Source organism: Azorhizophilus paspali, from assembly GCF_043587585.2.
In the GTDB taxonomy this organism is placed as follows: Bacteria; Pseudomonadota; Gammaproteobacteria; order Pseudomonadales; family Pseudomonadaceae; genus Azotobacter; species Azotobacter paspali.
In genome coordinates, this window is sequence record NZ_CP171449.1 from 2,212,388 (window position 1) to 2,236,195 (window position 23,808).

A 23,808-nucleotide genomic window follows, 5' to 3' on the forward strand; every position below is an offset into this window, starting at 1 on the left:
AACGATTCCGCTACGAAGAAGGCAAGCCCTGCCAAATCGGGCCTTGGCACCGAAGTGCCAGCCTTTTTGTAACGATTTCGTTCCGAGCGATTTTGAGCCACCTTCATAAAAAAACCTAACCTTTTGATTTATAAAATATTTACTGAAAGTGGCATCTGCCTTGCTCAAGGCTGGCAACCGCTCGTCGCCTGGTACGAGCCCTCGATCCCTCGCCCGCCAGAACACGGGCGAACCTGCAGGATTCATCGATGACCGACCGCCACGCCCTCAGCACCAGCAACGAATTCATCGCCCGCCATCTCGGCCCACGCGAGGTCGACATCGCCGCCATGCTCCAGCAGCTCGGCTACGACTCCCTAGAGCGGCTCGGCGAACGGGTGATTCCGGACAGCATCAAAGGTACCAGCGTGCTGGATTCCGACGCCGGCCTGGGCGAGGCCGAAGCCTTGGCTCGGCTCAAGGCCATCGCCGCGCAGAACCGCCCGTTCGTCAGCCTCATCGGCCAGGGCTACTACGGCACCCACACCCCGGCGCCGATCCTGCGCAACCTGCTGGAAAACCCGGCCTGGTACACCGCCTACACGCCCTACCAGCCGGAAATCTCCCAGGGCCGCCTGGAAGCCCTGCTGAACTTCCAGACTTTGATCGGCGACCTCACCGGCTTGCCGATCGCCAATGCCTCCCTGCTCGACGAGGGCAGCGCCGCCGCCGAGGCGATGACCTTCTGCAAGCGCCTGTCGAAGAACAAGGCCGTGCGCGCCTTCTTCGCCTCCCGTCACTGCCTGCCGCAGACCCTCGACGTGCTGCGCACCCGCGCCGCACCGCTGGGCATCGAGGTGGTGGTCGGCGACGAGCGCGAGCTGGACGATGCCAGCCCCTACTTCGGCGCCCTGCTGCAGTACCCGGCCTGCGACGGCGAACTGTTCGACCAGCGCGAAACGGTCGAGCGCTTCCACGCCGTCGGCGCCCTGGTGGCGGTAGCCGCCGACCTGCTGGCGCTGACCCTGCTCGTCCCGCCCGGCGAATTCGGCGCCGATGTCGCCCTCGGCAGCGCCCAGCGCTTCGGCGTGCCGATGGGCTTCGGCGGCCCGCACGCCGCCTACTTCGCCACCCGCGACGCCTTCAAGCGCGACATGCCCGGCCGCCTGGTCGGCCTGTCGGTCGACCGCCACGGCCAGCCGGCGCTGCGCCTGGCGATCCAGACCCGCGAGCAGCACATCCGCCGCGAGAAGGCCACCAGCAACATCTGCACCGCCCAGGTGCTGCTGGCCAACATCGCCAGCATGTTCGCCGTCTACCACGGCCCCGAAGGCCTCCAGGCCATCGCCCGGCGCGTGCACCGCCTGACCGCGATCCTCGCCCGCGGCTTGAGCCAGTTGGGCCAGGCGGTCGAGCAGGAACACTTCTTCGACACCCTGACCATCGCCAGCGGCGCGCGCACCGCCGGGCTGCACGTGCGGGCCCGCGCCCAAGGCATCAACCTGCGCGAGATCGACGCCGACCGCCTCGGCCTGTCCCTCGACGAAACCACTACGGCGCAGCAAGTCGAGACGCTGTGGGCGATCTTCGCCGCCGACGGCCAGGCCTTGCCGGACTTCGCCGCGCTGGCCGAAAGCGTTGGCGAGCGCCTGCCGCCGGTGCTGCTGCGCGGCTCAGCGTTCCTCCAGCAGCCGGTGTTCAACCGCTACCGTTCGGAAACCGAGCTGATGCGCTACCTGCGCCGGCTGGCGGACAAGGACCTGGCGTTGGACCGCAGTATGATTCCGCTGGGCTCCTGCACCATGAAGCTCAACGCCGCCAGCGAGATGATCCCGATCACCTGGGCCGAGTTCGCCGACCTGCACCCCTTCGCCCCGGCCGAGCAGAGCCAGGGCTATGCGCGCCTGACCGCCGACATCGAGCGCATGCTCTGCGCCGCCACCGGCTACGACGCCGTGTCGCTGCAGCCCAACGCCGGCTCTCAGGGCGAGTACGCGGGTCTGCTGGCGATCCGCGCCTGGCACGCCAGCCGTGGCGAGGGCCACCGCGATATCTGCCTGATCCCGGCCTCGGCCCACGGCACCAATCCGGCGACCGCCAGCATGGCCGGCCTGCGCGTGGTGGTGGTGGCCTGCGACGCCCAGGGCAACGTCGACATCGACGATCTGCGCGCCAAAGCCGAGCGGCACGGCGCGCAACTGGCCGCGCTGATGATCACCTACCCCTCGACCCACGGCGTGTTCGAGGAAGGCGTGCGCGAGATCTGCGAACTGGTTCACCGGCACGGCGGCCAGGTCTACATCGACGGCGCCAACATGAACGCCATGGTCGGCCTGTGCGCGCCGGGCCGGTTCGGCGGCGACGTCTCGCACCTCAACCTGCACAAGACCTTCGCCATTCCCCACGGTGGCGGCGGACCGGGCGTCGGCCCGATCGCGGTCAAGTCCCACCTGGCGCCCTTTTTGCCCGGCCACGGCCGCCTCGAACGCAAGGAAGGCGCGGTCTGCTCGGCGCCGTTCGGCAGCGCCAGCATCCTGCCGATCACCTGGATGTACGTCAGCATGATGGGCGGCGCCGGCCTACGCTTGGCCTCGCTGGTGGCGATTCTCAACGCCAACTACATCGCCAGCCGCCTGAGTAACTATTATCCGGTGCTCTACAGCGGCGCCGACGGCCTAGTCGCCCACGAGTGCATCCTTGACCTGCGCCCGCTCAAGGAAATCAGCGGCATCAGCGTCGACGACGTGGCCAAGCGCCTGATCGACTTCGGCTTCCACGCGCCGACTATGTCCTTCCCGGTTCCCGGCACCCTGATGATCGAGCCGACCGAAAGCGAATCGAAGGAAGAGCTGGACCGCTTCTGCGACGCCATGATCGCCATCCGCGAGGAGATCCGCGCGGTGGAGAACGGCACCCTGGACAAGGACGACAACCCACTAAAGAACGCACCGCACAGCGCGGCCGAACTGGTCGGCGAGTGGCGCCATCCGTACGGCCGCGAACAGGCAGTGTACCCGCTCGCCAACCTGGTCGAGGGCAAGTACTGGCCGCCGGTGGCGCGGGTCGACAACGTCTACGGCGACCGCAACCTGATCTGCACCTGCCCGACGCTGGAGGACGGCCGGGACGCCTGATGGCGACGCTCCGTGGGCTCCCCGATGCCGAGGCGGCGATACCGTCCCGGTATCGCCGCCAGGGTCTATAAAAAAGGAATACCCGGGCCATTGCTGCGGCAGTTCGCTGCAGCCGGAGCATTCATCATGTCCCTCAGCGTATTCGACTTATTCAAGATCGGCATAGGTCCCTCCAGTTCGCATACCGTCGGCCCCATGCGCGCCGCAGCCCGCTTCGTCGAGGGCTTGCGCCGCGACGGCCTGCTGGCGCTCACCGCGCGCGTCAGGGTCGAGCTGTACGGCTCCCTCGGCGCTACCGGCAAGGGCCACGGCAGCGACGGGGCGGTGCTGCTCGGCCTAGAAGGCGAGCAGCCGGAACGAGTCGATACCGACCATATCCCCGAACGCCTGGCGGCGATCCGCGCCAGCGAAGAGTTGCGCCTGCTCGGCGACCGGCCGATCCGCTTCGTCGAGAAGAACGATCTGGCGCTGATCGGCAAAGCGCTGCCCTACCATCCTAACGGCATGCTCTTCCGCGCCTTCGACGCCGCCGGCCTGCAGTTTCGCAGCCGCGAGTATTACTCGGTGGGCGGCGGCTTCGTGGTCGGCGCCGACAGCGCCGGCGCCGACCGGCTCAAGGAAGACTGCACGCAATTGCCTTATCCGTTCAGGAGCGCCAACGAACTGCTGGCGCTGTGCGACGCGAAGGGACTCTCGATCAGCGCGCTGATGCGCGTTAACGAACTAGCCTGGCGCCCGGACAACGAGACCCGCGCCGGCCTGTGGCGCATCTGGCAGGCGATGCAGGAATGCGTGGAAGCCGGCTGCCGCAGCGAGGGCGTACTGCCCGGCGGACTGCAGGTCAGGCGCCGCGCCGCCGACCTTTACCAGCAGTTGAAGCACAGCTCCAAGAGCAAACGGGACGACCCGCTGTGGACGCTCGACTGGATCAACCTCTACGCCCTGGCGGTGAACGAGGAGAATGCCAGCGGCGGCCGCGTGGTGACCGCTCCGACCAACGGCGCCGCCGGCATAGTCCCGGCGCTGCTGCACTACTACATGCGCTTCGTCCCCGGCGCCACGCTGGAGGGGGTCGAGCGCTTCCTGCTCACCGCCGCCGCCATCGGCATCCTCTACAAGGAGAATGCCTCGATCTCCGGCGCCGAGGTCGGCTGCCAGGGCGAGGTCGGGGTAGCCTGCTCGATGGCCTCCGGCGCGCTCTGCGAGGTACTTGGCGGCAGCCCGCGGCAAGTCGAGAATGCCGCCGAGATCGGCATGGAGCATAACCTCGGCCTGACTTGCGATCCGGTCGGCGGGCTGGTCCAGGTGCCTTGCATCGAACGCAACGCCATGGGCGCGGTGAAGGCACTCAACGCCGCGCGCATGGCCCTGCGCGGCGATGGCCGGCACTGCATCTCGCTGGACAAGGTGATCGCCACCATGCGCCAGACCGGCGCCGACATGAAGAGCAAGTACAAGGAAACCGCCCGCGGCGGGCTGGCGGTAAATATCATCGAATGCTGAACCGTATCCGCGCCGCCTCGGCCGTCCTCTCGGGAGCGAGCCCGCTCCCGCCCCCATCGACCCTCGGAGTTCCTGCATGACCACGGAAACCCTCGCCAAAACCCCGCTGCACGCCCTGCACCTCGAACAGGGCGCGCGCATGGTGCCCTTCGCCGGCTACGAGATGCCGGTGCAATACCCGCTGGGGGTGCTCAAGGAGCACCTGCACAGCCGCGACCAGGCCGGGCTGTTCGACGTTTCGCACATGGGCCAGATCCTTTTGCGCGGCGCCGATGCTGCCGCGGCCCTGGAAACCCTGGTACCGGTGGACATCGTCGAGCTGCCGGTGGGCCAACAGCGCTACGCGCTGTTCACCGACGACAACGGCGGTATCCTCGACGACCTGATGGTCGCCAACCTGGGCGATGAGCGTCTGTTTTTGGTGGTCAACGCCGCCTGCAAGGAGCAGGACCTGGCCCACCTGCAAAAGCACATCGGCGCGCGCTGCCAGATCGAATCGCTGTTCGAGTCGCGCGCCTTGCTCGCCCTGCAGGGCGTAAAGGCGGTCGACGTGCTGGCGCGCCTGGCGCCGGAAGTGGCGAAGATGACCTTCATGCGCATCGCCGAGGTCGGATTGCTCGGCATCCCGTGCATCGTCAGCCGCTCCGGCTACACCGGCGAGGACGGCTTCGAGATCTCCGTGCCGGTCGAGCACGCCGATAAGCTCGCCCGCGCCCTGCTCGCCGAACCGGAAGTCCAGCCGATCGGCCTCGGCGCCCGCGACTCGCTGCGCCTGGAAGCTGGCCTGTGCCTGTACGGCCACGACATGAGCAGCGCCACCACGCCGGTCGAGGCCAGCCTGCAGTGGGCCATCTCCAAGGCGCGCCGCGAAGGTGGTGTGCGCGCCGGCGGCTTTCCCGGCGCCGCGCGGATCTTCACCCAGCAGAAAGAAGGCGTGGCTTGTAGGCGCGTCGGCCTGCTGCCGCAGGAGCGCACGCCGGTGCGCGAAGGCGCGGAAATCATCGATGCAGAAGGCATGCCGATCGGCAAGGTCACCAGCGGCGGCTTCGGGCCGAGCCTGGGCGCGCCGCTGGCTATGGGCTATGTCGCCAGCGCCCATGCCGCCGAAGGCAGCGAGGTCTGGGCCATCGTCCGCAACAAGCGCGTACCGATGAAGGTCGCCAGGACGCCATTCGTAGCACAGCGCTACCATCGCGGCTGACCCTCGCCGCCCCTCTTCCGGGCGAAGAGGGGCCGATTCGTTTGCCTTGCCGGCCGACCGCCGCAAGAACGCAAAATCCCACGACCCACGCGCCGGCCACCTACGCCGGTGAAGATGGTCTGGCCCCGCGAGAACGACACCCGCGGCGGCCATTACCGGCTACTGTTCCTGCACCGGGCCAGCCTAGGCCTGAACAAAGAAGGCAGGCTGACGGCCCAGCAGCATCGCCTGGTGGAATAGTCGTTCAAATGGCGTGGCCGAGCAGTCGAACTTCCACGACTTCCAGGTGCTCCGCCTCAACGAGATGCCAAGGGTCGAGGTGCACATCGTGCCCTCGGCAAAAGCGCCCAGCGGCGCCCGCGAGCCGGGCGTGCCGCTACTGGCGCCGGTGCTGGCCAATGCACTGTTCGCCGCGAGCGGCAAGCGCATCCGCCGGCTACCGATCGGCAAGCGGTTGCAGGCATAGGACGGGACGCCCGGCTTCTTCGTTTCGACGGGGATGCCGAGCGCCATCCAAGCCATGGCATCCGCACGCCCATGCCGAGCCACCCACCAGTGGCTTGTCTATTTGCGAATGCCCTGCCAGACCATGCCGGCGAGCGCCAGCACGGAAAGCCCGAACCAAAAGTGAAATTCGATATCCATATCGCGACCTCCAGGCAACCGCATGCCCTACTACCAACTTAACCCATTAATTATATATCGTGGCAGGGATTTTCGAGTGCCCCTCGTCCGAAGGGGCAGGGCAATCGCATGAAATGCCTGCCCGATACTGGGCTGGAAAGGTTGTGTGCTTGGTCGTTCCGGCGTGGTCTTCAGATCCAGTGCATTGGCTGCTTGCCGAGTGGTCGGATACCTTCTGTTTCGGCCCCCGGCCGAGTCACTTTTTCTTGCCTGGCCAAGAAAAAGTAACCCAAAAGAAGGCCACCCCCTCATCCGGCCCTGCGCTTCGCTCCGGGTTCCCTCCCTGCATCGCCGCTCCAGGGGCTCGCCGCGAAGGGCCATCCATGCCATGGCCCATCGCGGCTCTCGCGGCACCCTTGCCGCTCGACCCCTTCCACGACGACTCCGCTCGGCCTCCTGAAGGGGGCATCCGGCGCGGCCTGACAGGTCGTGCCGCAAGAGCGAAAGCGCTTTCAGGCAACCCGGAGCCCAACTCCCGTTCAGAAGGCCAAGCGCAGGCGTCGCGTAGAGGGGCGAGCCGCAGGGAGGCGGCGAGAGTCGTACGAGGGGCATGGATGCCCCTTGTGCGACGACCCTCGCAGCGGCGCCGGAGCGAGGGAACCCCGGCGTAGCCGGGGCCGAATGATTGGGCGCGCTTTCTCTCTGGTTACTTTCTCTTTGCGCGCGCAAAGAGAAAGTGACTCGGCCGGGGGGCCGAAACAGAAGGTATCCAGCCCCTCGGCAAGCAGCCATGCCAAGGCTCACACAACCGTTCCAGTCCGGTATCGAGCGAGCGCTTCATGCGATTGCCCTGTCCGAAGGGGGAAACCGACCGCTCCCCCGCCAGCCCCTCAATGGCCACCCAGATAGGCGCTGCGCACCTCCGGGTCGCCCAGCAGTTCCTCTCCGCTTCCCGACAGGCGGATCTGCCCGTTGACCATCACGTAGCCCCGGTCGGAAAGCCTTAGCGCGTGGTTGGCGTTCTGCTCTACCAGGAACAGGGTCATGCCGCCGGACGCCAGCTCGCGCAGGATTTGGAAGATCTGCCGGACCACGATAGGCGCCAGACCCAGCGACGGCTCGTCGAGCAGCAGCAGCTTCGGCCGGCTCATCAGCGCGCGGGCGATGGCGAGCATCTGCTGCTCGCCGCCAGAGAGTGTCATGGCGCGCTGGTTGCGCCGTTCTCTGAGGCGCGGGAACAGCTCGAACATCCGCTTGAGATCCTCGTCGGCGTGCGCCATGCCGATCGGGATGGTGCCCATCAGCAGGTTCTCTTCCACGCTCATGTCGGGAAATACCCGTCGCCCTTCCGGCGACTGCGCCACGCCACTGGAGGCGACGTGGTGGGCCGACTTGCGGGTGATGTCCTCGCCGCGATAGAGGATCTGCCCGGCGCTCGGCCGCGGCTGGCCGAAGATCGACATCAACAGGCTCGACTTGCCCGCGCCGTTGGCGCCGATCAGGCTGACCGTCTCGCCCTCGTCGACGTGCAGGCTGACCTGGCGTAGCGCCTGGATCGGCCCGTAGTGCAGGTCGACAGCGCGGAATTCCAGCAGGGGCACGCTCATGCCAGCTCCTCCTCATCGGCGCCCAGGTAGGCGGCGATCACCTTGGGATCGTGACGGATCGCCGCGGGCGGTCCCTCGGCGATCAGCTCGCCTTGGTCGAGCACCAGGATGTGGTCGGAAATGCCCATAACCAGGCCCATGTCGTGCTCGATCAGCAGCACCGTGACCTCATGGCTGTCGCGCAGGGTACGGATGATGCGGCTGAGCGCGGCGGTCTCGGCCGGATTAAGGCCGGCGGCCGGCTCGTCCAGGCAGAGCAGTTGCGGCCGGGTGCACATGGCCCGGGCGATCTCCAGGCGACGCTGCTGGCCGTAGGACAGTTCGCCGGCCAGGCGGTTGGCGCAATCGACCAGATCGACCGCCTCCAGCCAGTAGAAGGCGTGTTCCAGCGCCCGCTCCTCGGCCCGGCGAAAGCCACGGGTGTTGAAGATGCCGGCCAGCAGGCCGCGCTCGACCCACAGGTGCTGGGCCACCAACAGGTTCTCCAGCACCGACATTTCGCGAAACAGACGGATATTCTGGAAGGTCCGCGCCAGGCCGGCGCGGTTGACCAGATGGGTGCCGCCGAACAATTTGTACCAGAGACGGCTGGCGAAGCGCCGCGGACTGAGGAAATCGCCCGCACGGAACGGCTCGCCGAGCACCTGCAGCACGTCGGTGCTGCACCCGCGCGCCTCGAACAGGATGCGACCGCCGCTGGCGCGGTAGAAGCCGGTCAGGCAGTTGAACAGCGTGGTCTTGCCGGCGCCGTTGGGGCCGATCAGCGCGGTGATGGAGTGGCGCTTCACGCCCAAGCTGACGTCGTGCAGCGCGCGGATGCCGCCAAAGCGCATGGACAGGCGCTCGACGCGGAGAATCTCGCCGTCGCTCATGGGGCCACCCCCGGACGTCGCGCGAAACCGCGACGGCTGATGCGGATCAGCCCGCGCGGCCGCCAGATCATCATCAGCACCATCAGCATGCCGAATAGCAACACCCGGTAGTCGGCGAAGCTCCTGAGCAGCTCCGGCGCCACCGTCAGCACGAAGGCGGCGAGCACCACGCCCAGGGTCGAGCCCATGCCGCCGAGCACCACGATGGCGAGGATCAGCGCCGATTCGAAGAAGGTGAATGAGGTCGGATTGACGAAACCCTGGTAGCTGGCGAAGAACACCCCGGCCAGCCCCGCCGTGGAGGCGCCGAGCATGAACGCCGAGAGCTTGACCAGCACATGGTTGAGACCCACGGCGCGACAGGCGATCTCGTCCTCGCGCAATGCCTCCCAGGCCCGGCCGATCGGCATGCGCACCAGCCGGCCCTTGACGTAAAGCACCAGCAGCACGGTGAGCAGCAGCACCACGTAGATGAACAGGAACTTGAGGTTGGGGTTGTAGGCGATGCCGAAGAACTCGTGGAACGGCACCCCGCCGTCTTTGGCGCGCCGGCCGAATTCCAGGCCGAGGAAGGTCGGCGCCGGCACCGACATGCCTCTCGGCCCGCCGGTGAAGGACAGCCAGTTGTTCAGCACCAAGCGAACGATCTCGCCGAAGCCCAGGGTGACGATGGCCAGGTAGTCGCCGTGCATGCGCAGTACCGGGAAACCGAGCAGCGCCCCGGCCAGCGCTGCCATCAGCGCGGCCAGCGGCAGCACGCTCCAGAAGCCGAGGCCGAGGTATTCGTAGCCGAGCGCCAGGCCGTAGGCGCCGATGGCGTAGAAGGCCACGTAGCCCAGATCAAGCAGCCCGGCGAGGCCGACCACGATGTTCAGGCCGAGGCCGAGCAACACGTAGATGAGGCCGAGGATGACCACGGTGAGCAGGTACTTGCCGGCGAAGAACGGAAAGACCGCGGCGGCCAGCAGTACCAGCGGCGGCAGCCAGCGCAGGTGCGAACGATAATCCGGCGGCAGCACCTGCACGCCGGCGCCGCCGCCTTCGAAGCGCTTGAGCCAGCCGCGGCCACCGGCGCTGTGCAGGAACAGGCTGAGGAGGAAGCGGCCGAGTATCACCGTGCCGACAATCCAGGCTACCCGCGAGGCTTCCAGATGGAAGCTGTAGCCGTCGAGCACCACGCCGACGATGGGGCCGAACACCACCAGGGCGATCAGCCCGGCCAGCAAGCTGTCGAGCAGCGGCTGGCGGATATCCAGGGAAGGCTCTGCCATACTTACACCTTCGCCACCTGGGGCCGGCCCAGGAGTCCTTGCGGTCGGAAGATCAGGATCAGCACCAGCAGCGAGAAGCTGAACACGTCCTTGTAGTCGGTGTTGACGATGCTGGAGAACTGCGCCTCGGCCACCCCGAGGATCAGGCCGCCGAGCATGGCACCGGGCAGCGAGCCGATGCCGCCGAGCACCGCGGCGGTGAACGCCTTGATGCCGATGACGAAGCCGGCGTAGAAGTCGAAGGTGCCGTAATTCAGGGTGATCAGCAGACCGGCCAGCGCGGCCATGGCTGCGCCGATGACGAACACCCAGGAAATCACCCGGTCGGTGTCGATGCCGAGGATCTGCGCCATCTTGCGGTCCTGCTGGGTGGCGCGGCACATGCGGCCGAGCTGGGTACAGCGGATCACCCAGGTCAGCACGGCCATGCCGGCGAAGGCGGCGACCAGGATGAACACCTTGGTGTAGCTGATCTGCAGGAAGCCCTCGCCGATCGACAGGCGAAAGGCGCCGTCGAGCAGGGTCGGTATGCCTTGCTGGCGCGCGCCCTGGCTGATCTGCACATAGTTCCGCAGGATCAGCGAAATGCCGATGGCGCTGATCAACGGTGCCAGGCGCGTGGAGTTGCGCAACGGCCGGTAGGCGATGCGCTCGATCACCCAGCCGTATAGGCCGGTGACGCAGACGGTGAACAGCAGCGTGCCGAGGATCAGCAGCGGAAAGGATTCGAGGCCGAAGGACGCCAGCAGGGCCAGGCCGATGGCCGAGAGGTAGGCACTGATCATGTACACCTCGCCGTGGGCGAAGTTGATCATGCCGATGATCCCGTAAACCATGGTGTAGCCGATGGCGATCAGACCGTAGACCGACCCGAGAGTCAGCCCGTTGACCATTTGTTGCAGGAAGATGCCGTCCATGCGTAAGTCTCTTCTTATGGGCGGTTCATGGAGGGTTCGGCCGGGGCAGCGCCGCGGGGTGGATGGGGATGGCCACCGCGTAAAATGGCCACCCCGTGGAAAACCCGCGCAGCGGTTTTCCGACGGAGCGCACCGCCGGCCGGTGGAAAGGACCTGCGGTCGTCTCCCCCCCTACGCCGGGCCGGGGCGGCGTCACTTCTGATGATACTTGCCCTGGTCGTCCCACTCATAAATGACGTAGTCGCTGACCTTCAGGTCGCCCTTGTCATCCCATTCCTTGGTTCCCATCACGGTCGTCACCGGATGGCTCTTCAACCATTTGGAAGCCTTCTCCGAGTCGGTCCCGCCGGTGGCGTTGAAGGCCGCGGCCAGCGCCTGCAGCGAAGCGTAGGCATACAGCGTATAGCCCTCCGGCTCGTAGCCGGTGGCGCGCAGCTTCTCGACCAGTGCCTGGCCTTCGGGGAGCTTGCGCGGGTCGGCGCCGAAGGTCATGAAGGCGCCCTTGACGTACTGCGGACCGCCGGCGGTGGTGACCAGTTCGTCGGTGACGACACCGTCATCGGAAACGAAGCTGGCGGTTAGCCCCTGCTCGCGCATCTGCCGTAACAGTGGGCCGGCCTCGGTGTACAGGCCACCGAAGTAGACCACATCGACGTTGGCGCCGCGCAGCTTGGTGACCAGCGCGTTGAAATCCTTCTCGCCACGGGTCAGGCCCTCGTAGAGCACGGCACTGACGCCGCGCTTGGCCAACTGGGCGCGGGCGGAGTTGGCGATACCCTGGCCATAGGTATCCTTGTCGTGGATGACCGCCACGCGCTTGCCTTTCAAGGTGTCGACGATGAAGTCGGCGGCGACCCGGCCCTGCTGGTCGTCGCGGCCGCACATGCGAAATATGCCGGTCAGGCCGCGCTCGGTGAGCTGCGGGTTGGTCGAGCCGGGGGTGATGGCGATGATGCCCGCCTCGTCGTAGACATCGGAGGCCGGAATAGTCGAGGAAGAACAGAAGTGGCCGATCACCGCAGCGACCTTGTCCTGGTCGACCAGCCGGTTGGCCACAGCCACGGCCTGCTTCGGTTCGCAGGCATCGTCGCCTTTGATCAGCTTGACCGGCTCGCCGTTGATCCCGCCGGTGGCGTTGATGTCGGCCGCGGCCTGGCTGGCGCCACGCCAGTATTGTTCGCCGAAGGCGGCATTGGATCCGGTGTGCGGGCCGGCGACGCCGATCAGCACGTCAGCCCGAAGCGCCGGGGACAAGCCCAGCGCGGCCGAGACCGCGAAAGCCAGGATTCCTTTTCGCACCATCGTCATGAAGTGAAGCTCCTTGTTATTGAAGTATTGGGGATCGTTTTCAGCGAGACGCGCGGTCCGCCGCATCCGGGCCCCGGCGGTTGTCCAACGGAAGTCCGGGAAAATAGATACGCGAGCGGCAAAGGCACACTCGCATGAAGGACGTCGGCGAGTTTAAACAATGACTTACAAGGCGTCGACGGCGCACCGTCGCACATCACCGGCTGCGGTGCCCCTGTTCCCAGCCCCAGGCCAGCATGGCCTCCAGCAGTGCGCGCAGTACGCCGCGGGTCGGCCCGGCGAGATCCTCGCGGTAGCGGAAAGGCTCCTGCTCCTCCATGTAGCGACACTGGACCAGCTCCAATTGCACGGCATGGATGCCCTGCTCCGGCCAGCCGTAGTGGCGGGTGATGTAGCCACCCTTGAAGCGCCCGTCGAGCACGCAACCGTATCCCTCGGCCGCCGCGCACACCGCCATCAGCCGCTCGGCCAGGCGCGGATCGCAACTGGCACCGGAATGGGTGCCCAGGTTGAGGTCGGGCAACCGGCCCTCGAACAACCAGGGCACCACGGCGCGGATCGAGTGGGCATCGAACAGCAGCGCATAGCCGAACTCCGCCTTCAGCCGCGCCAGCTCGGCCGCCAGGGTTTCGTGGTAGGGCCGCCAGACGCGCTGCAGATACTCGGCGCGCAGCGCGGTAGCGGGCGCCCTACCCGGCTGGAACAGCGGCGTGCCGTCGAGCAAGGTCGTGGGGAACAGCCCGGTGGTCGCACTGGCGTACAGCGGGCTGTCGTCCGGCGGACGGTTGAGATCCACCACGTAGCGTGAATAGCGCCCCGCCAGCAGGCTCGCGCCCAGCCCGGCAGCGAAATCGTAGAGCCGCGGCAGGTGCCAGTCGGTGTCCGGCAGGCTGCGGGCTGCCGGCACCAGGGCGGCCTCGACTTCGGGAGTAAGAAGGGTGCCGGCGTGGGGCATGCCGATCAACAGCGGCGTCCGGCCGCGACTGAACTCCAGGACTTCATCCATGGCTGACTTCCTTTCCGTGAAAGACGATCCGCCTGGACAGCTCGCCGCCCAGCCAGTAGGCCAGCTCGGCCGGACGATGGATGTCCCAGGCGACGAAATCGGCGTACTTGCCCGGCTCCAGGCTGCCATGGTCGTCGGCCAGGCCGAGGGCGCGGGCCGCGTGCAGGGTGACCCCGGCCAGGGCCTCCTCGGCGGTTAGGCCGAAGGAGGTACAGGCCATGGCCAGCATCAGGCGCAGCGACAGCACCGGCGCGGTGCCGGGGTTGAGGTCGCTGGCCAGGGCCATCGGCACGGCGTGCCGGCGCAGCGCCTCGACCGGCGGCTGGCGGCTCTCGTCGAGCAGGTAGAAGGCCGCCGGCAGCAGCACGGCTACCGTGCCCGCCTTCGCCAAGGCGACGACGTCCGCCTCGCCAGCGTATTCCAGATGATCGGCGGACAACGCCCGGTGGCGCGCCGCGACCCGCGTCCCGCCCAGCGCGGAAAGCTGCTCGGCGTGCAATTTGACCGGCAGGCCCAGAGCCTCGGCGGCCCGGAACAGCCGCTCGACCTGCTCCGGCGAGAAGGCCAGATGCTCGCAGTAGGCGTCCACCGCATCCACCAGGCCCTCGTCGACCAACGCTGGGAGCAGCTCGGTGCAGACATGCTCGATATAGGCGTCGGCGCGCCCGGCGTATTCCGGCGGCACGGCATGGGCGGCCAGGCAGGTAGTGCGCACCGTCAGCGGCAGGCGCTCGGCGAGCCGGCGGGCGACGCGCAACTGCTTGCGCTCGCCGGGCAGGTCGAGGCCATAGCCGGACTTCACCTCCAGGCAGGTCACCCCGTCGCGCAGCAACTGGCGGGCGCGGCGCAACGCGCCGTCGAGCAACTGCTCCTCGCTGGCTGCCCGGGTGGCGCGCAGCGTGCTGAGGATGCCGCCGCCATGGGCGGCGATTTCGGCGTAGCTGGCACCTTCCAAACGCAACTCGAACTCGGCGCTGCGCTCGCCGGCGAACACCAGATGGGTGTGACAATCGATCAGCCCCGGCGTGACCCAGGCGCCGCCGAGGTCGACGGCTTGGCAATCGCCGGGCGGCAAGACATCGCGCGGGCCGATCCAGGCGATCCGCTCGCCGCGAGCGAGGATCGCAGCATCCTCGATCACCGAGTAGTGACCGCCCTTCATGGTGGCGGCATGGCAGTGGAACCAGCAACGGGTGTCGGTCATCGCCCTCGTCCCCTCCGGCGCTTATGAATCGATCCGTGTTTCTCCCCTCTCCCAGGCCCGGAAGAGGGCGATGCACCGCGCTGACGCCCCATCAGGCGTCCCCCAGCATCGGCAGCTTCAAGCCTCGCTCGCGGGCACAGGCGATGGCTTCCGAGTAGCCGGCATCGGCGTGGCGCATCACCCCGCTGGCCGGATCGTTGTGCAGGACGCGGGCGATGCGTGCCGCGGCCTCATCCGTGCCGTCGCAGACGATGGCCACCCCGGCGTGCTGCGAGTAGCCCATGCCGACGCCGCCGCCGTGGTGCAGGGACACCCAGGTGGCACCGCTCGCCGTATTCAGCAGGGCATTGAGCAGCGGCCAATCGGACACCGCGTCCGAGCCGTCGCGCATGGCCTCGGTCTCGCGGTTCGGGCTGGCCACCGAACCAGAGTCGAGATGGTCGCGACCGATGACCACCGGGGCCTTGAGTTCGCCGCGCCGGACCATCTCGTTGAAGGCCAGCCCGAGCCGGGCGCGCTGGCCGAGGCCGACCCAGCAGATGCGCGCCGGCAGTCCCTGGAAGCAGATACGCTCGCGGGCCATGTCCAGCCAGCGGTGCAGGTGCGGATCGTCGGGGATCAGTTCCTTGACCTTGGCATCGGTGCGGTGGATGTCCTCGGCCTCGCCCGACAGCGCCACCCAACGGAACGGACCGATCCCCCGGCAGAACAGCGGACGGATATAGGCCGGCACGAAGCCGGGGAAGTCGAAGGCATTCTCCACGCCCTCGTCCTTGGCCATCTGGCGGATGTTGTTGCCGTAGTCGAACACCGGCACACCCAGTTCGTGAAAGGCCAGCATGGCCTGCACATGCTCGGCTATCGAGCGCTTGACCGCCGCGACGGTCGCCGCCGGCGAGCGGGATGCACGCTCGCGGTACTCGACCCAGCTCCAGCCTCTGGGCAGGTAGCCGTTGAGCGGATCATGGGCACTGGTCTGGTCGGTGACCAAGTCCGGGCGCACACCACGACGCACCAGCTCCGGCAGGATGTCCGCGGCATTCGCACAGAGGCCGACCGACACGGCCCGCCCTGCGCCGCGGTAGCGGGCGATGCGCGCCAGGGCGTCGTCCAGGTCGCGCGCCTGCTCGTCCAGGTAGCCGGTCTTCAGGCGGAAGTCGATACGGCTCTGCTGGCACTCGACCAGCAACGCGCTGGCCCCGGCCAGGGTCGCCGCCAGCGGCTGAGCGCCACCCATGCCGCCCAGGCCCGCACTGAGTAGCCAGCGCCCACGCAAATCGCCGCCGTAATGCTGGCGGCCGGCCTCGACGAAGGTCTCGAAGGTGCCCTGGACGATGCCCTGGCTGCCGATGTAGATCCAACTGCCGGCGGTCATCTGCCCGAACATGGCAAGGCCCCTGGCATCCAGCTCGTGGAAGTGCTCCCAAGTAGCCCAGTGCGGCACCAGGTTGGAGTTGGCGATCAGCACCCGCGGCGCATCGCGCTGGGTGCGGAACACCCCCACCGGCTTGCCCGACTGGATCAGCAGGGTTTCGTCCTCCTCCAGGTTCTTCAGGCACTCGACGATTCTGTCGAAGCACTCCCAGTTGCGCGCCGCCCGGCCGATGCCGCCGTAGACCACCAATTCCTTCGGGTTCTCCGCTACCTCGGGATCGAGGTTGTTCATCAACAGGCGCAGCGGTGCCTCGCAGAGCCAGCTCTTGGCGTTCAGAGCGGTGCCGCGCGGGGCACGGATCTCGATGTCGCGGTACTTGTGGAAGACTTCGCGCATGGGGGCATCCTCACGCCTGGATCGCCGGAACATGCCTCAAGCATAGTCGCCAAGAGTCGGCGGGCCAGCGGATGGAGGCGCATCGATGGCGCCCGACCGCTGGCCGGCCCTTTCCGCCCGCCGACACGACTCCGCGAACCGCGGCGAATGGCGCCGGGCCGGGCGGCGATTCGCGAGGTTTCGTTGCGCCACCAGTCTTGCAGACCGCGCCGGTTGGCGACCTTGGTCAGCGGATCGAGAGCAGCCGGCTATCGCGCTTGAAGTCGGATATATCCTTGTAAAAGGCGATCGCCACCCTTTGCTCGGGCAGGATCAACCCCCAATGCAGCACTGTCCGCATCTGACCGTCCCCAGCCAGGATGTCGACCTCGACCTCGGGAATACTCATCAGCCCCGACGCATCGCTCGGTAACGCGAAATCGTTCCAAAGTCTGCGCAACAGGTCGCGCTGTCGTTCATGAATGTAGGCTTCCTCGATCAGTTGGTTCGCCGTTTGGAAATGACCGGACGGGTAGCCGAATAACTGGTCGAACGCCCGATTGCCGTACTGGATATGGGCACCCGGTATCGCAGCCCACGACACGGCGAGAGGCAACGCATCGAGGACTCGGGGCAATACCGGGTAGAACACCTTCAGCCAAGACTTCACGACTTCCTCTCGAAACCACAAGGAATCCCTCTGCAAGCTCCTATGGCAGCCCTCCAAGGGCTCGCCCCCTCCCTCAAAAAGCCATTTGAAGGCCTCACAGGGGCTCATGGGGCGCGAAAAAATGTAGCCCTGGAGCACCGGGCAACGGTATTCGCTGAGCAGGTCGCGCTGTTCGCGGGTCTCGACCCCCTCGGCCACGACGGTGAGGTCCAGGCTGAACCCAATTCCGACTACTGCCGCCACCAGGGATTGCAGGCGGTTTTCCTCCAGGCACTTGTCGATGAAACTGCGGTCGATCTTGACTTCGGTTACCGGCAGATTGATGAGGTTGGACAAACTGGAAAAGCCGGTGCCGAAATCATCCACCGACAAACCGACTCCGAGCGAACGGATGCCGTGCACGATATCCAGCATCTCCGGGGTCAGCGCCATCATCGTGCTTTCGGTAATCTCGATGGTCAGGCTGGGGCCTGACAATGCGAACTCGTGCAACAAGCCGGCCACGAACTCCGGCAGATCCCGGCTATGGAAGTTGATCGGCGACAGATTGACCGACACCGTCGGTACTATGGCTCCCGCCTTCCGCCACTCGGCCAGTTGCCGACAGGCCTCACGCAGAGCCCAGCGGCCGATGGCCTCGATCTGGCCCGTCTCTTCGGCCAGGCCGATGAACTTCGCCGGTGGAATCTCGCCGAACTCGTCGTCGTGCCAGCGCGCCAGCGCCTCGAAACCGTACAGTTCGCCACTCACGGTATACACCTGGGGTTGATAGTGCAGGCTCAGGCCATTACTGGCGATGGCACGCTTGAGCGCGGCACTCAGCAACAAGCGATCTCGCAGCGCACGGTTCATTTCCGGGATGAAGAACTGGTAGCCGTCACCGCCCGTTCGCTTGACGCGGTACATCGCGCTCTTGGCGTTGGCGAGCAGGGCATCCCGATCCTGGCCACCCTCCGGGTAGAGGCTGATACCCACGCTGGCGGACAGGTTCAACGCATGACCGCCGACCTCAACAATCGGCTCGGCGACGGTTTGCAGGAGTCGTTCCGCCATCAGTGATGCGCCGTGGACATCACAATCAGGCGCGACAATGACGAACAGGTCACCCTCCGAGCGGCTGAGGAATTGACCGGGCCTCAGATGCCGCTGAAGCCGGTTGGCCATCGCCACCAGTACCTGATCGCCTTCGGCATGACCCAGTGCCTCGTTGATATCCTTGAAACGGTCCAGTCCCAGATTGAAGCAAGCGATGTCGCCCCATGTCGCCGATACCAGCAGCTCATCGATGCGACGCAGCAGATGGCTACGATTGGGCAGGCCGGTCAGCGTGTCGAGTTGAACCAGACGGTTCATCTGCTGGCGATCCTCCTCCCGCTCGATCGCCAACACGCACAGATGCACACTGGCTTCGGCGATGCGTTCCAGATAGGAATCGGACCCGCGCCCCTCCCTGAAATAGAAGGCGAAGGTACCGGCCACGCTACCGTCGCGCCGCTTCACCGGATAGCTCCAGCAAGCCCGCAGGCCATAGGGCAGGATCAGGTGTTTGTACGACGCCCACAAAGTGTCGGAAGCGATGTCGCGAACCACCACCGGCTCGCCGCGATAAGCGGTCGTACCGCAGCTTCCCACTCCTTCGCCGATCTCCACGCCATCCCAGGCGGCGCGGCACTCAGGTGGGAATTGCGGCGCGGCCCATGGCCGGATACGCCCTTCCGCGATCCGCCACACCGAAGCGATTACTCCCGGTGCAATGGCTTCGATGCAACGGCATAGGCAGTTGCCCACCTCCTCGAACGACAGGCTACTGGTCAGGGCCTCCAGTACTTCATGCTCGAGGCTACGAATCTGCCACTCCTCGGTGATGTCGGCCAATATGTCCACCGAGTAGCCATTCAGTTCATCGACCTCGTCGCCATCGAATGGCGAACTCGATATGTGAACCCAGAAGTCGCTTCCATTCTTGCGCCGGACTAGCATTTCCGTCTGGAACCGCTCCCGTCCCCATGGTAGGCCCCGGTACCGTACAAGGTCCTCGGCGGACACATTCGGGCTGAGAAAGACAGCCATCGGCTCCAGGCCGAGTACCTCACCGAGTTCGTAGCCAAAGGATTCGGTGAAGGCACGGTTCACGTGCACGATCTGGCGCTGCGCATTGAAGACCAGCATTGGCTGGTCGGTATGATCGATCGCCATAAACAACTGGCGATTCGTCCTACCCATGACTCCATCGGGCATGCCCTCAGGGGACAGCGCCACGAGCAGATGGAAGAGCCGGCCATCGATCTCGATGGCCGACCGAGAGAAAAAAACGCCTATCTGCCGACCGTCCCGGCACTTCACGGCCAGAGTCTGTCCCGAGCCGGGAAGATCGGGACCGGAAGACGGCATGTCGCCCCTGCTGGAAAGCCCCGGCGACAGCACCAGCCCCGCGTCCCGCCCCAGCACTTCATCGCGCCCGAGCCCCCATAGCCGCTCCGCAGCCTGACTGAAAAACACCACGCGGTTTCGCTCGTCGATCAGCGCGGTAACTAGTGCGGACCGATCCAGCGCGGCAAGTGGAACATCTTCGACTTCAACGATCACATTCCCCATCACTATCAACACTCGCTCCATGCAGTGCGAATCACAGCAACCGCAACAATTCGGAGAGGCCAACTCCGGATGGCGACACACATCGCAGGCAATCCGTCCCACTATCAAGAAAACAGACAAAGTGGCCTTTTGCTAGTATAAAAATACAACATATGCAGCTCCCTGCCTCGAACAAATAGGCGGTTTCCAAACCCGACAAGATGCCCAATCTTGCTATCGGCACAGCGACTGACCAATTTATCCGTTGCCGCCCCTCCCTTATTGCCGCCAAAAAGTTCGGCAAGGGAAAAGTGAAAAAGAGGCCAAGGCAAGAAGCTCCCAGCCGAAACTCACGCAGGTGTCGAAAACCACGCTGGCGCCAACATCGGCCTGAAGCTGCCGCACGGGTCCGCATCTGCCGGCAGGTCCCTTCGGATTGCTCCAATCGGCGATGGCGCGGTTTCCAGTGCACTTCGCCCATGCTCTGCGGCCAGACCCGGCAAGGCATGCCGGCGCGATAGCGCACCAGGATTAAAGAATCGGACCGCTTTGCCGGTATATGGCTTTATCCAATTCGGGAAGCGCAGACAGCTAATCTTACTGTGTCATAAAAATTCCCGGCTGGCCGTGATGTGCGCGGCGCCCGTCAGCCCCAGGGCGAAACCGGCGGAGACCAGCACCATCATCAGATCGCAGGTCGCCACTCGCTCGGCCACCAGCGGTTCCACGTCCACACGGCGCAGTATGCGATCCACCTGCCACGCGTGGCCTTCGCACGCTACCGGGTCGCACAGCACCAGCGGATAGCGCAGCAGTTCTTCCAAGGGGATACGTTTGTGGGCCAGCAAGGGATGGCGCGCCGGCACGGCCACCATCAGCGGGTCACTCCAGACGGGCGCAGCGACGATGCCATCGCCGACTTCATCGGCGCGGGCAAAGCCCACGTCGTACAGGTCGTCGTGTAGCCCCTTGATCTGCTGCGCCAGTGGCACCTCGAAAAGACGGATTTCGACTTTGGGTTCCTCCTGCCGGCACAGCGCCAGCAAGGCCGGCAACCGCGACGGCGTGATGCCGTCGGACAGGGCGATGCGCAACTGGCCGTGGAAGCCATTGGCGGCAGCTTTCACGCTGTCGCGGGCCTGCTGCAAGGCGGCGAAGACTCGCGGCACGTGATCGAGGAACAGCTTGCCCGCACCGGGTCAGCCGCGTGCTGCGCGTGGTGCGGGCGAACAGCACCACGCCCAATTCTTCCTCCAGCTCTTTGATGGCACGCGACAGCGGCGACTGCTCGATGTGCAGCTTCTCCACCGCGCGGGCGAAGTGCAGTTCTTCGGCGACGGCCAGGAAGCAACGCAGGTGCCGTAGTTCCATATCGCCGCCCATCCATTAGAACAAGGAGCGTTCGAGAATCGCGGCGTCATAGCCGCGTAACTCACCGAAGCGCCCCTGCCGCACCTTGTCTGCCCATTTCGGATCGGCCAGCAGCGCCCGCCCAACGGCGATCAGGTCGAATTCGCCAGCGGCGACAGGTTCGACCACGGCTTGCAGATCGTCCGGCGTGGATGATTCAGCCCCGGGGTCCTTGCCGATGGCGCCATGCAGCCCAACGCTGCCGACGGCGATGGCCGGTTTGCCGGTGAGCTGGCGTGCCCAGCCGGCCAGGCTCAATGGCGAGCCAGCAAAAGCCGGTTCCTGGAAGCGCCGTGTGCTGGCATGGAAAGCATCGACACCGGCATCAGCCAGTGGTTTCAGGATGCGCCCCAGTTCCTCGGGCGTATCGGCGATGCGAGCCGCATAGTCGCTGCGCTTGAACTGCGAGAAGCGCAGCAGCACCGGGAAGTCCGCGCTCACGGCACGGCGCACGGCCTGCACGACTTCGAGTGTTAGGCGCAGCCGCTTTTCCAGCGTGCCGCCGTAAGCATCGGTTCGCGCATTGCTGCACGCCCACAGGAAGGTATCGAGCAGAAACTCGTGCGCGGCATGAATCTCCACGCCATCGAAGCCCAGCGCCTCGGCCTGCGCTGCGGCACGTGCATAGGATGCCACCACGTCGGCGATATCCTCGTCCGTCATCGCCTTGACCAATGCCTGTCCGTTTCCGTCACGGACTTCGACCGGCCCGAAGCCTGGCACGGACGGGTCGTGCGGCAAGCCGGGGCGGCGCTCCGGCCCACAGTGCCAGAGTTGCGGAATGATGTGTCCACCCGCCCCGTGCACGGCTTCGACCACCCGCCGCCAGCCGGCCAACGCGGCGTCGCCAAAGAAATCGGGGCCATCGGGGAAAGCATTCGCGCCGGAATGGTCGATGAATGTCCCTTCGGTGATGAGCAGGCCGACGCCACCTTCGGCGCGGCGTCGGTAGTAGTCGGCCACGTCCTGTCCCGGCACGCCATCGGGGGAACGTTGTCGTGTCATCGGCGCCATCACGATGCGGTTAGGCAGTCGCATGCGGCCAAGAACGAGCGGTTGGAACAAGGGAGCCACGGACGGATGCACGAAGTCGGTCATGGGAAGCCTCATAGGGGGCAGCAGGCAAAAGCACCTGCTGTCGAAGTAAGGCGATCCGGGGTATCTTTCAAATAGATGTCGTGTATTCGTGGAATCCGTTAGGTGGATATAGCTTCTCTGGACCTCAACCTGCTCAAGGCGCTGGATGCGCTGCTGGCCGAACCCAGCGTGTCCGGGGCTGCGCACCGCTTGGGCCTGAGCCAGCCGGCGGCCAGCGCCGCGCTGGCGCGGTTGCGCCATGTGCTGGGCGACCCGCTGTTGGTGCGGCGTGGCAATGCGATGGTTCGCACGGCGCGCGCCGAGGAACTCAAGCCCCGCGTCTCGGCATTGCTCGACGAGATCGCCCGCACTTTCGCGCCTGTCGATGCGTTCGATCCCGTTACCAGCACGCGCCGCTTCCGCATCCTGGCCAACGACTACGCGACGCTGGTGATGCTGACGCCGTTGGCAGCCAGCCTGCGTCAGCGCGCGCCGGGCATCGTGCTGGAGATCCTGCCGTTCGATCGCCGCTTCGAGGAACGCTTCGCTGCCCGCGAAGTCGATCTGGCGGTGGGGGATGCCGACAGCCTGCGCGGCCATCGCCATATGCAGCGGCTGTTCACCGAGCACTACCTGTCGCTGGTGCGCGCCGACCATCCGCGCCTGGGCCGTGGCAGGGTCACGCTGAATGCCTTTCTGGCCGAGGACCACGCGCTGGTGTCCAACCGGGGATGCGTGCCGGGCGTGGTGGACAAACCGCTGGCGGCGCTCGGCCGCAGCCGCCGCGTCGTGCTGACCTTCCCGCATTTCCTGGTGGCGCCGGCCGTGGTTGCGCGTACCGATCTGGTCATGACCGTGCCCGAGTGCATCGCCCGCGGCTATGCCGAGAGCCATGCGCTGCGTCTGTTCAAACCGCCGGTGGATGCAGCGCCGTTCGACGTGGCCTTTGCCTGGCCGGCACGCAGCGTCGCCGATCCGGCCATGCAGTGGATGCGGCGGCAGGTCGAGGACACGGCGGAGGTGTTGCGGCAGCAGTGCCTGAGCAAGCATTGAGTTCAGGAACCAGGTTGCCATTCCCTTGCCATCCCTGCGCGGTTGTCGCAGCAGGAAGGCGTTTCACTCAGGCTATTGCCAAAGCGCTCTGAACTGCCCGATGGCGACAACTGCTTGATGTGCACCCGCTCGGCAGTATGGGCGAAATGGAGTTCCTCGGTGACGGCCAGGAAGCAGCGAAGATGGCGAAGTTCCAGAGACAGCTGCCTCGTACGCCGCTAACTCATGCGTCCAGGTCCGTCGCCCGCTCCGGGGCGATGCGGTTTACCAGCACCATGCCGATAGATGTACACATGCCCGGCACCGACGGCCTGCAGGCCACGCAACTCATCCGCCAGCACAAGTCCGTAAGTCCCATGCATTCATCAAGAGCAAAAAGCCCGGATCGAAACATCCATGCGAACGGCCTGGAAGCAGGCCCATCCACCGCGAGTGCGGTTCAAAAAATGGACTTAAATGGCGTGGATGTATATAGGGACGTCACCAGAAACAAAAAGGGCCGAAGAACAATGACTTCGACCCTGCTTGCAATCATCCATGGATATCAGTGAAGCCCATGGACAAGAATATTGGAGCGGGAAACGAGACTCGAACTCGCGACCCCGACCTTGGCAAGGTCGTGCTCTACCAACTGAGCTATTCCCGCGT

At 65.9% G+C, this 23,808-nt stretch carries 16 protein-coding genes, 1 tRNA gene and 3 pseudogenes; 7 read left to right on the forward strand and 13 right to left on the reverse strand.

Going from position 1 to position 23,808, the window contains the following annotated elements; genetic code table 11:
• Positions 1–248 precede the first annotated feature (248 nt).
• The 5 genes and pseudogenes from gcvP to ACGI6K_RS10620 form a co-directional block, all read left to right on the forward strand.
• Entirely contained in the window at positions 249–3,113 is a 2,865-nt protein-coding gene (gene gcvP / locus ACGI6K_RS10600; RefSeq protein ID WP_376946877.1) for an aminomethyl-transferring glycine dehydrogenase, read from the forward strand.
• 126 nt (positions 3,114–3,239) lie between these two features.
• Positions 3,240–4,616: an L-serine ammonia-lyase gene (locus ACGI6K_RS10605; protein ID WP_376946875.1), complete on the forward strand. Its 1,377-nt coding sequence runs from the start codon at positions 3,240–3,242 to the stop codon at positions 4,614–4,616.
• Between the two features lie 76 nt (positions 4,617–4,692).
• A complete protein-coding gene (gcvT, locus tag ACGI6K_RS10610; protein WP_376946873.1) occupies positions 4,693–5,817 on the forward strand; it encodes a glycine cleavage system aminomethyltransferase GcvT in 1,125 nt (374 codons plus the stop codon).
• A 114-nt stretch (positions 5,818–5,931) separates the two neighbouring features.
• Complete coding sequence (locus ACGI6K_RS10615) at positions 5,932–6,057, forward strand: hypothetical protein (protein WP_376946871.1); 126 nt, start codon at positions 5,932–5,934, stop codon at positions 6,055–6,057.
• Between the two features lie 7 nt (positions 6,058–6,064).
• Positions 6,065–6,283 (forward strand): annotated as a pseudogene (locus tag ACGI6K_RS10620) (hypothetical protein); the annotation flags it as partial.
• 1,048 nt (positions 6,284–7,331) lie between these two features.
• Here the strand turns inward: ACGI6K_RS10620 and ACGI6K_RS10625 are convergent.
• The 11 genes and pseudogenes from ACGI6K_RS10625 to ACGI6K_RS10675 all read right to left on the reverse strand — a co-directional run bounded on the left by ACGI6K_RS10625 (position 7,332) and on the right by ACGI6K_RS10675 (position 22,128).
• On the reverse strand, positions 7,332–8,048 hold the full coding sequence (locus ACGI6K_RS10625) for an ABC transporter ATP-binding protein (protein ID WP_376943741.1): 717 nt from the start codon (positions 8,046–8,048) through the stop codon (positions 7,332–7,334).
• Positions 8,045–8,920 (reverse strand): ABC transporter ATP-binding protein, encoded by an 876-nt coding sequence (locus tag ACGI6K_RS10630; RefSeq protein ID WP_376943739.1) that lies wholly within the window; start codon positions 8,918–8,920, stop codon positions 8,045–8,047. Before ACGI6K_RS10630 ends, ACGI6K_RS10625 begins: the two co-directional genes overlap by 4 nt.
• A complete protein-coding gene (livM, locus tag ACGI6K_RS10635; RefSeq protein WP_376943737.1) occupies positions 8,917–10,191 on the reverse strand; it encodes a high-affinity branched-chain amino acid ABC transporter permease LivM in 1,275 nt (424 codons plus the stop codon). Before livM ends, ACGI6K_RS10630 begins: the two co-directional genes overlap by 4 nt.
• A 2-nt stretch (positions 10,192–10,193) precedes the next feature.
• Positions 10,194–11,108, reverse strand: a complete 915-nt coding sequence (locus ACGI6K_RS10640) for an ABC transporter permease subunit (RefSeq protein ID WP_376943735.1) — start codon at positions 11,106–11,108, stop codon at positions 10,194–10,196.
• 192 nt (positions 11,109–11,300) lie between these two features.
• Positions 11,301–12,416, reverse strand: coding sequence for a branched-chain amino acid ABC transporter substrate-binding protein (locus tag ACGI6K_RS10645; RefSeq protein ID WP_376943733.1), 1,116 nt, complete (start codon positions 12,414–12,416; stop codon positions 11,301–11,303).
• Positions 12,417–12,612: 196 nt separating this feature from the next.
• Positions 12,613–13,422, reverse strand: coding sequence for an N-formylglutamate deformylase (hutG, locus tag ACGI6K_RS10650; protein ID WP_376943731.1), 810 nt, complete (start codon positions 13,420–13,422; stop codon positions 12,613–12,615).
• A complete protein-coding gene (gene hutI, locus ACGI6K_RS10655; protein WP_376943729.1) occupies positions 13,415–14,626 on the reverse strand; it encodes an imidazolonepropionase in 1,212 nt (403 codons plus the stop codon). The genes hutG and hutI overlap by 8 nt, the downstream gene beginning before the upstream one ends.
• 91 nt (positions 14,627–14,717) lie before the next feature.
• Complete coding sequence (gene hutU / locus ACGI6K_RS10660) at positions 14,718–16,397, reverse strand: urocanate hydratase (protein ID WP_376943727.1); 1,680 nt, start codon at positions 16,395–16,397, stop codon at positions 14,718–14,720.
• 226 nt (positions 16,398–16,623) lie between these two features.
• A complete protein-coding gene (dosP, locus tag ACGI6K_RS10665; RefSeq protein WP_435576112.1) occupies positions 16,624–19,641 on the reverse strand; it encodes an oxygen-sensing cyclic-di-GMP phosphodiesterase DosP in 3,018 nt (1,005 codons plus the stop codon).
• Positions 19,642–20,234: 593 nt separating this feature from the next.
• Positions 20,235–20,991 (reverse strand): annotated as a pseudogene (locus tag ACGI6K_RS10670) (LysR family transcriptional regulator); the annotation flags it as partial.
• Positions 20,992–21,006: 15 nt separating this feature from the next.
• Entirely contained in the window at positions 21,007–22,128 is a 1,122-nt protein-coding gene (locus ACGI6K_RS10675; protein ID WP_376943723.1) for an NADH:flavin oxidoreductase, read from the reverse strand.
• A gap of 102 nt (positions 22,129–22,230) precedes the next feature.
• On the opposite strand from ACGI6K_RS10675, the gene ACGI6K_RS10680 reads away from it, so the two are divergent.
• The gene (locus ACGI6K_RS10680; RefSeq protein WP_376943721.1) at positions 22,231–23,160 is read left to right on the forward strand and encodes a LysR substrate-binding domain-containing protein; all 930 of its coding nucleotides are present in this window, start codon (positions 22,231–22,233) and stop codon (positions 23,158–23,160) included.
• Positions 23,161–23,270: 110 nt separating this feature from the next.
• Here ACGI6K_RS10680 and ACGI6K_RS10685 read toward each other — a convergent pair.
• Positions 23,271–23,357 (reverse strand): annotated as a pseudogene (locus tag ACGI6K_RS10685) (LysR family transcriptional regulator); the annotation flags it as partial.
• A gap of 96 nt (positions 23,358–23,453) precedes the next feature.
• On the opposite strand from ACGI6K_RS10685, the gene ACGI6K_RS10690 reads away from it, so the two are divergent.
• A complete protein-coding gene (locus ACGI6K_RS10690; protein ID WP_376943719.1) occupies positions 23,454–23,711 on the forward strand; it encodes a hypothetical protein in 258 nt (85 codons plus the stop codon).
• 19 nt (positions 23,712–23,730) lie between these two features.
• Here the strand turns inward: ACGI6K_RS10690 and ACGI6K_RS10695 are convergent.
• Positions 23,731–23,806: transfer RNA gene (locus tag ACGI6K_RS10695), tRNA-Gly, on the reverse strand.
• Between the last annotated feature and the right edge of the window lie 2 nt (positions 23,807–23,808).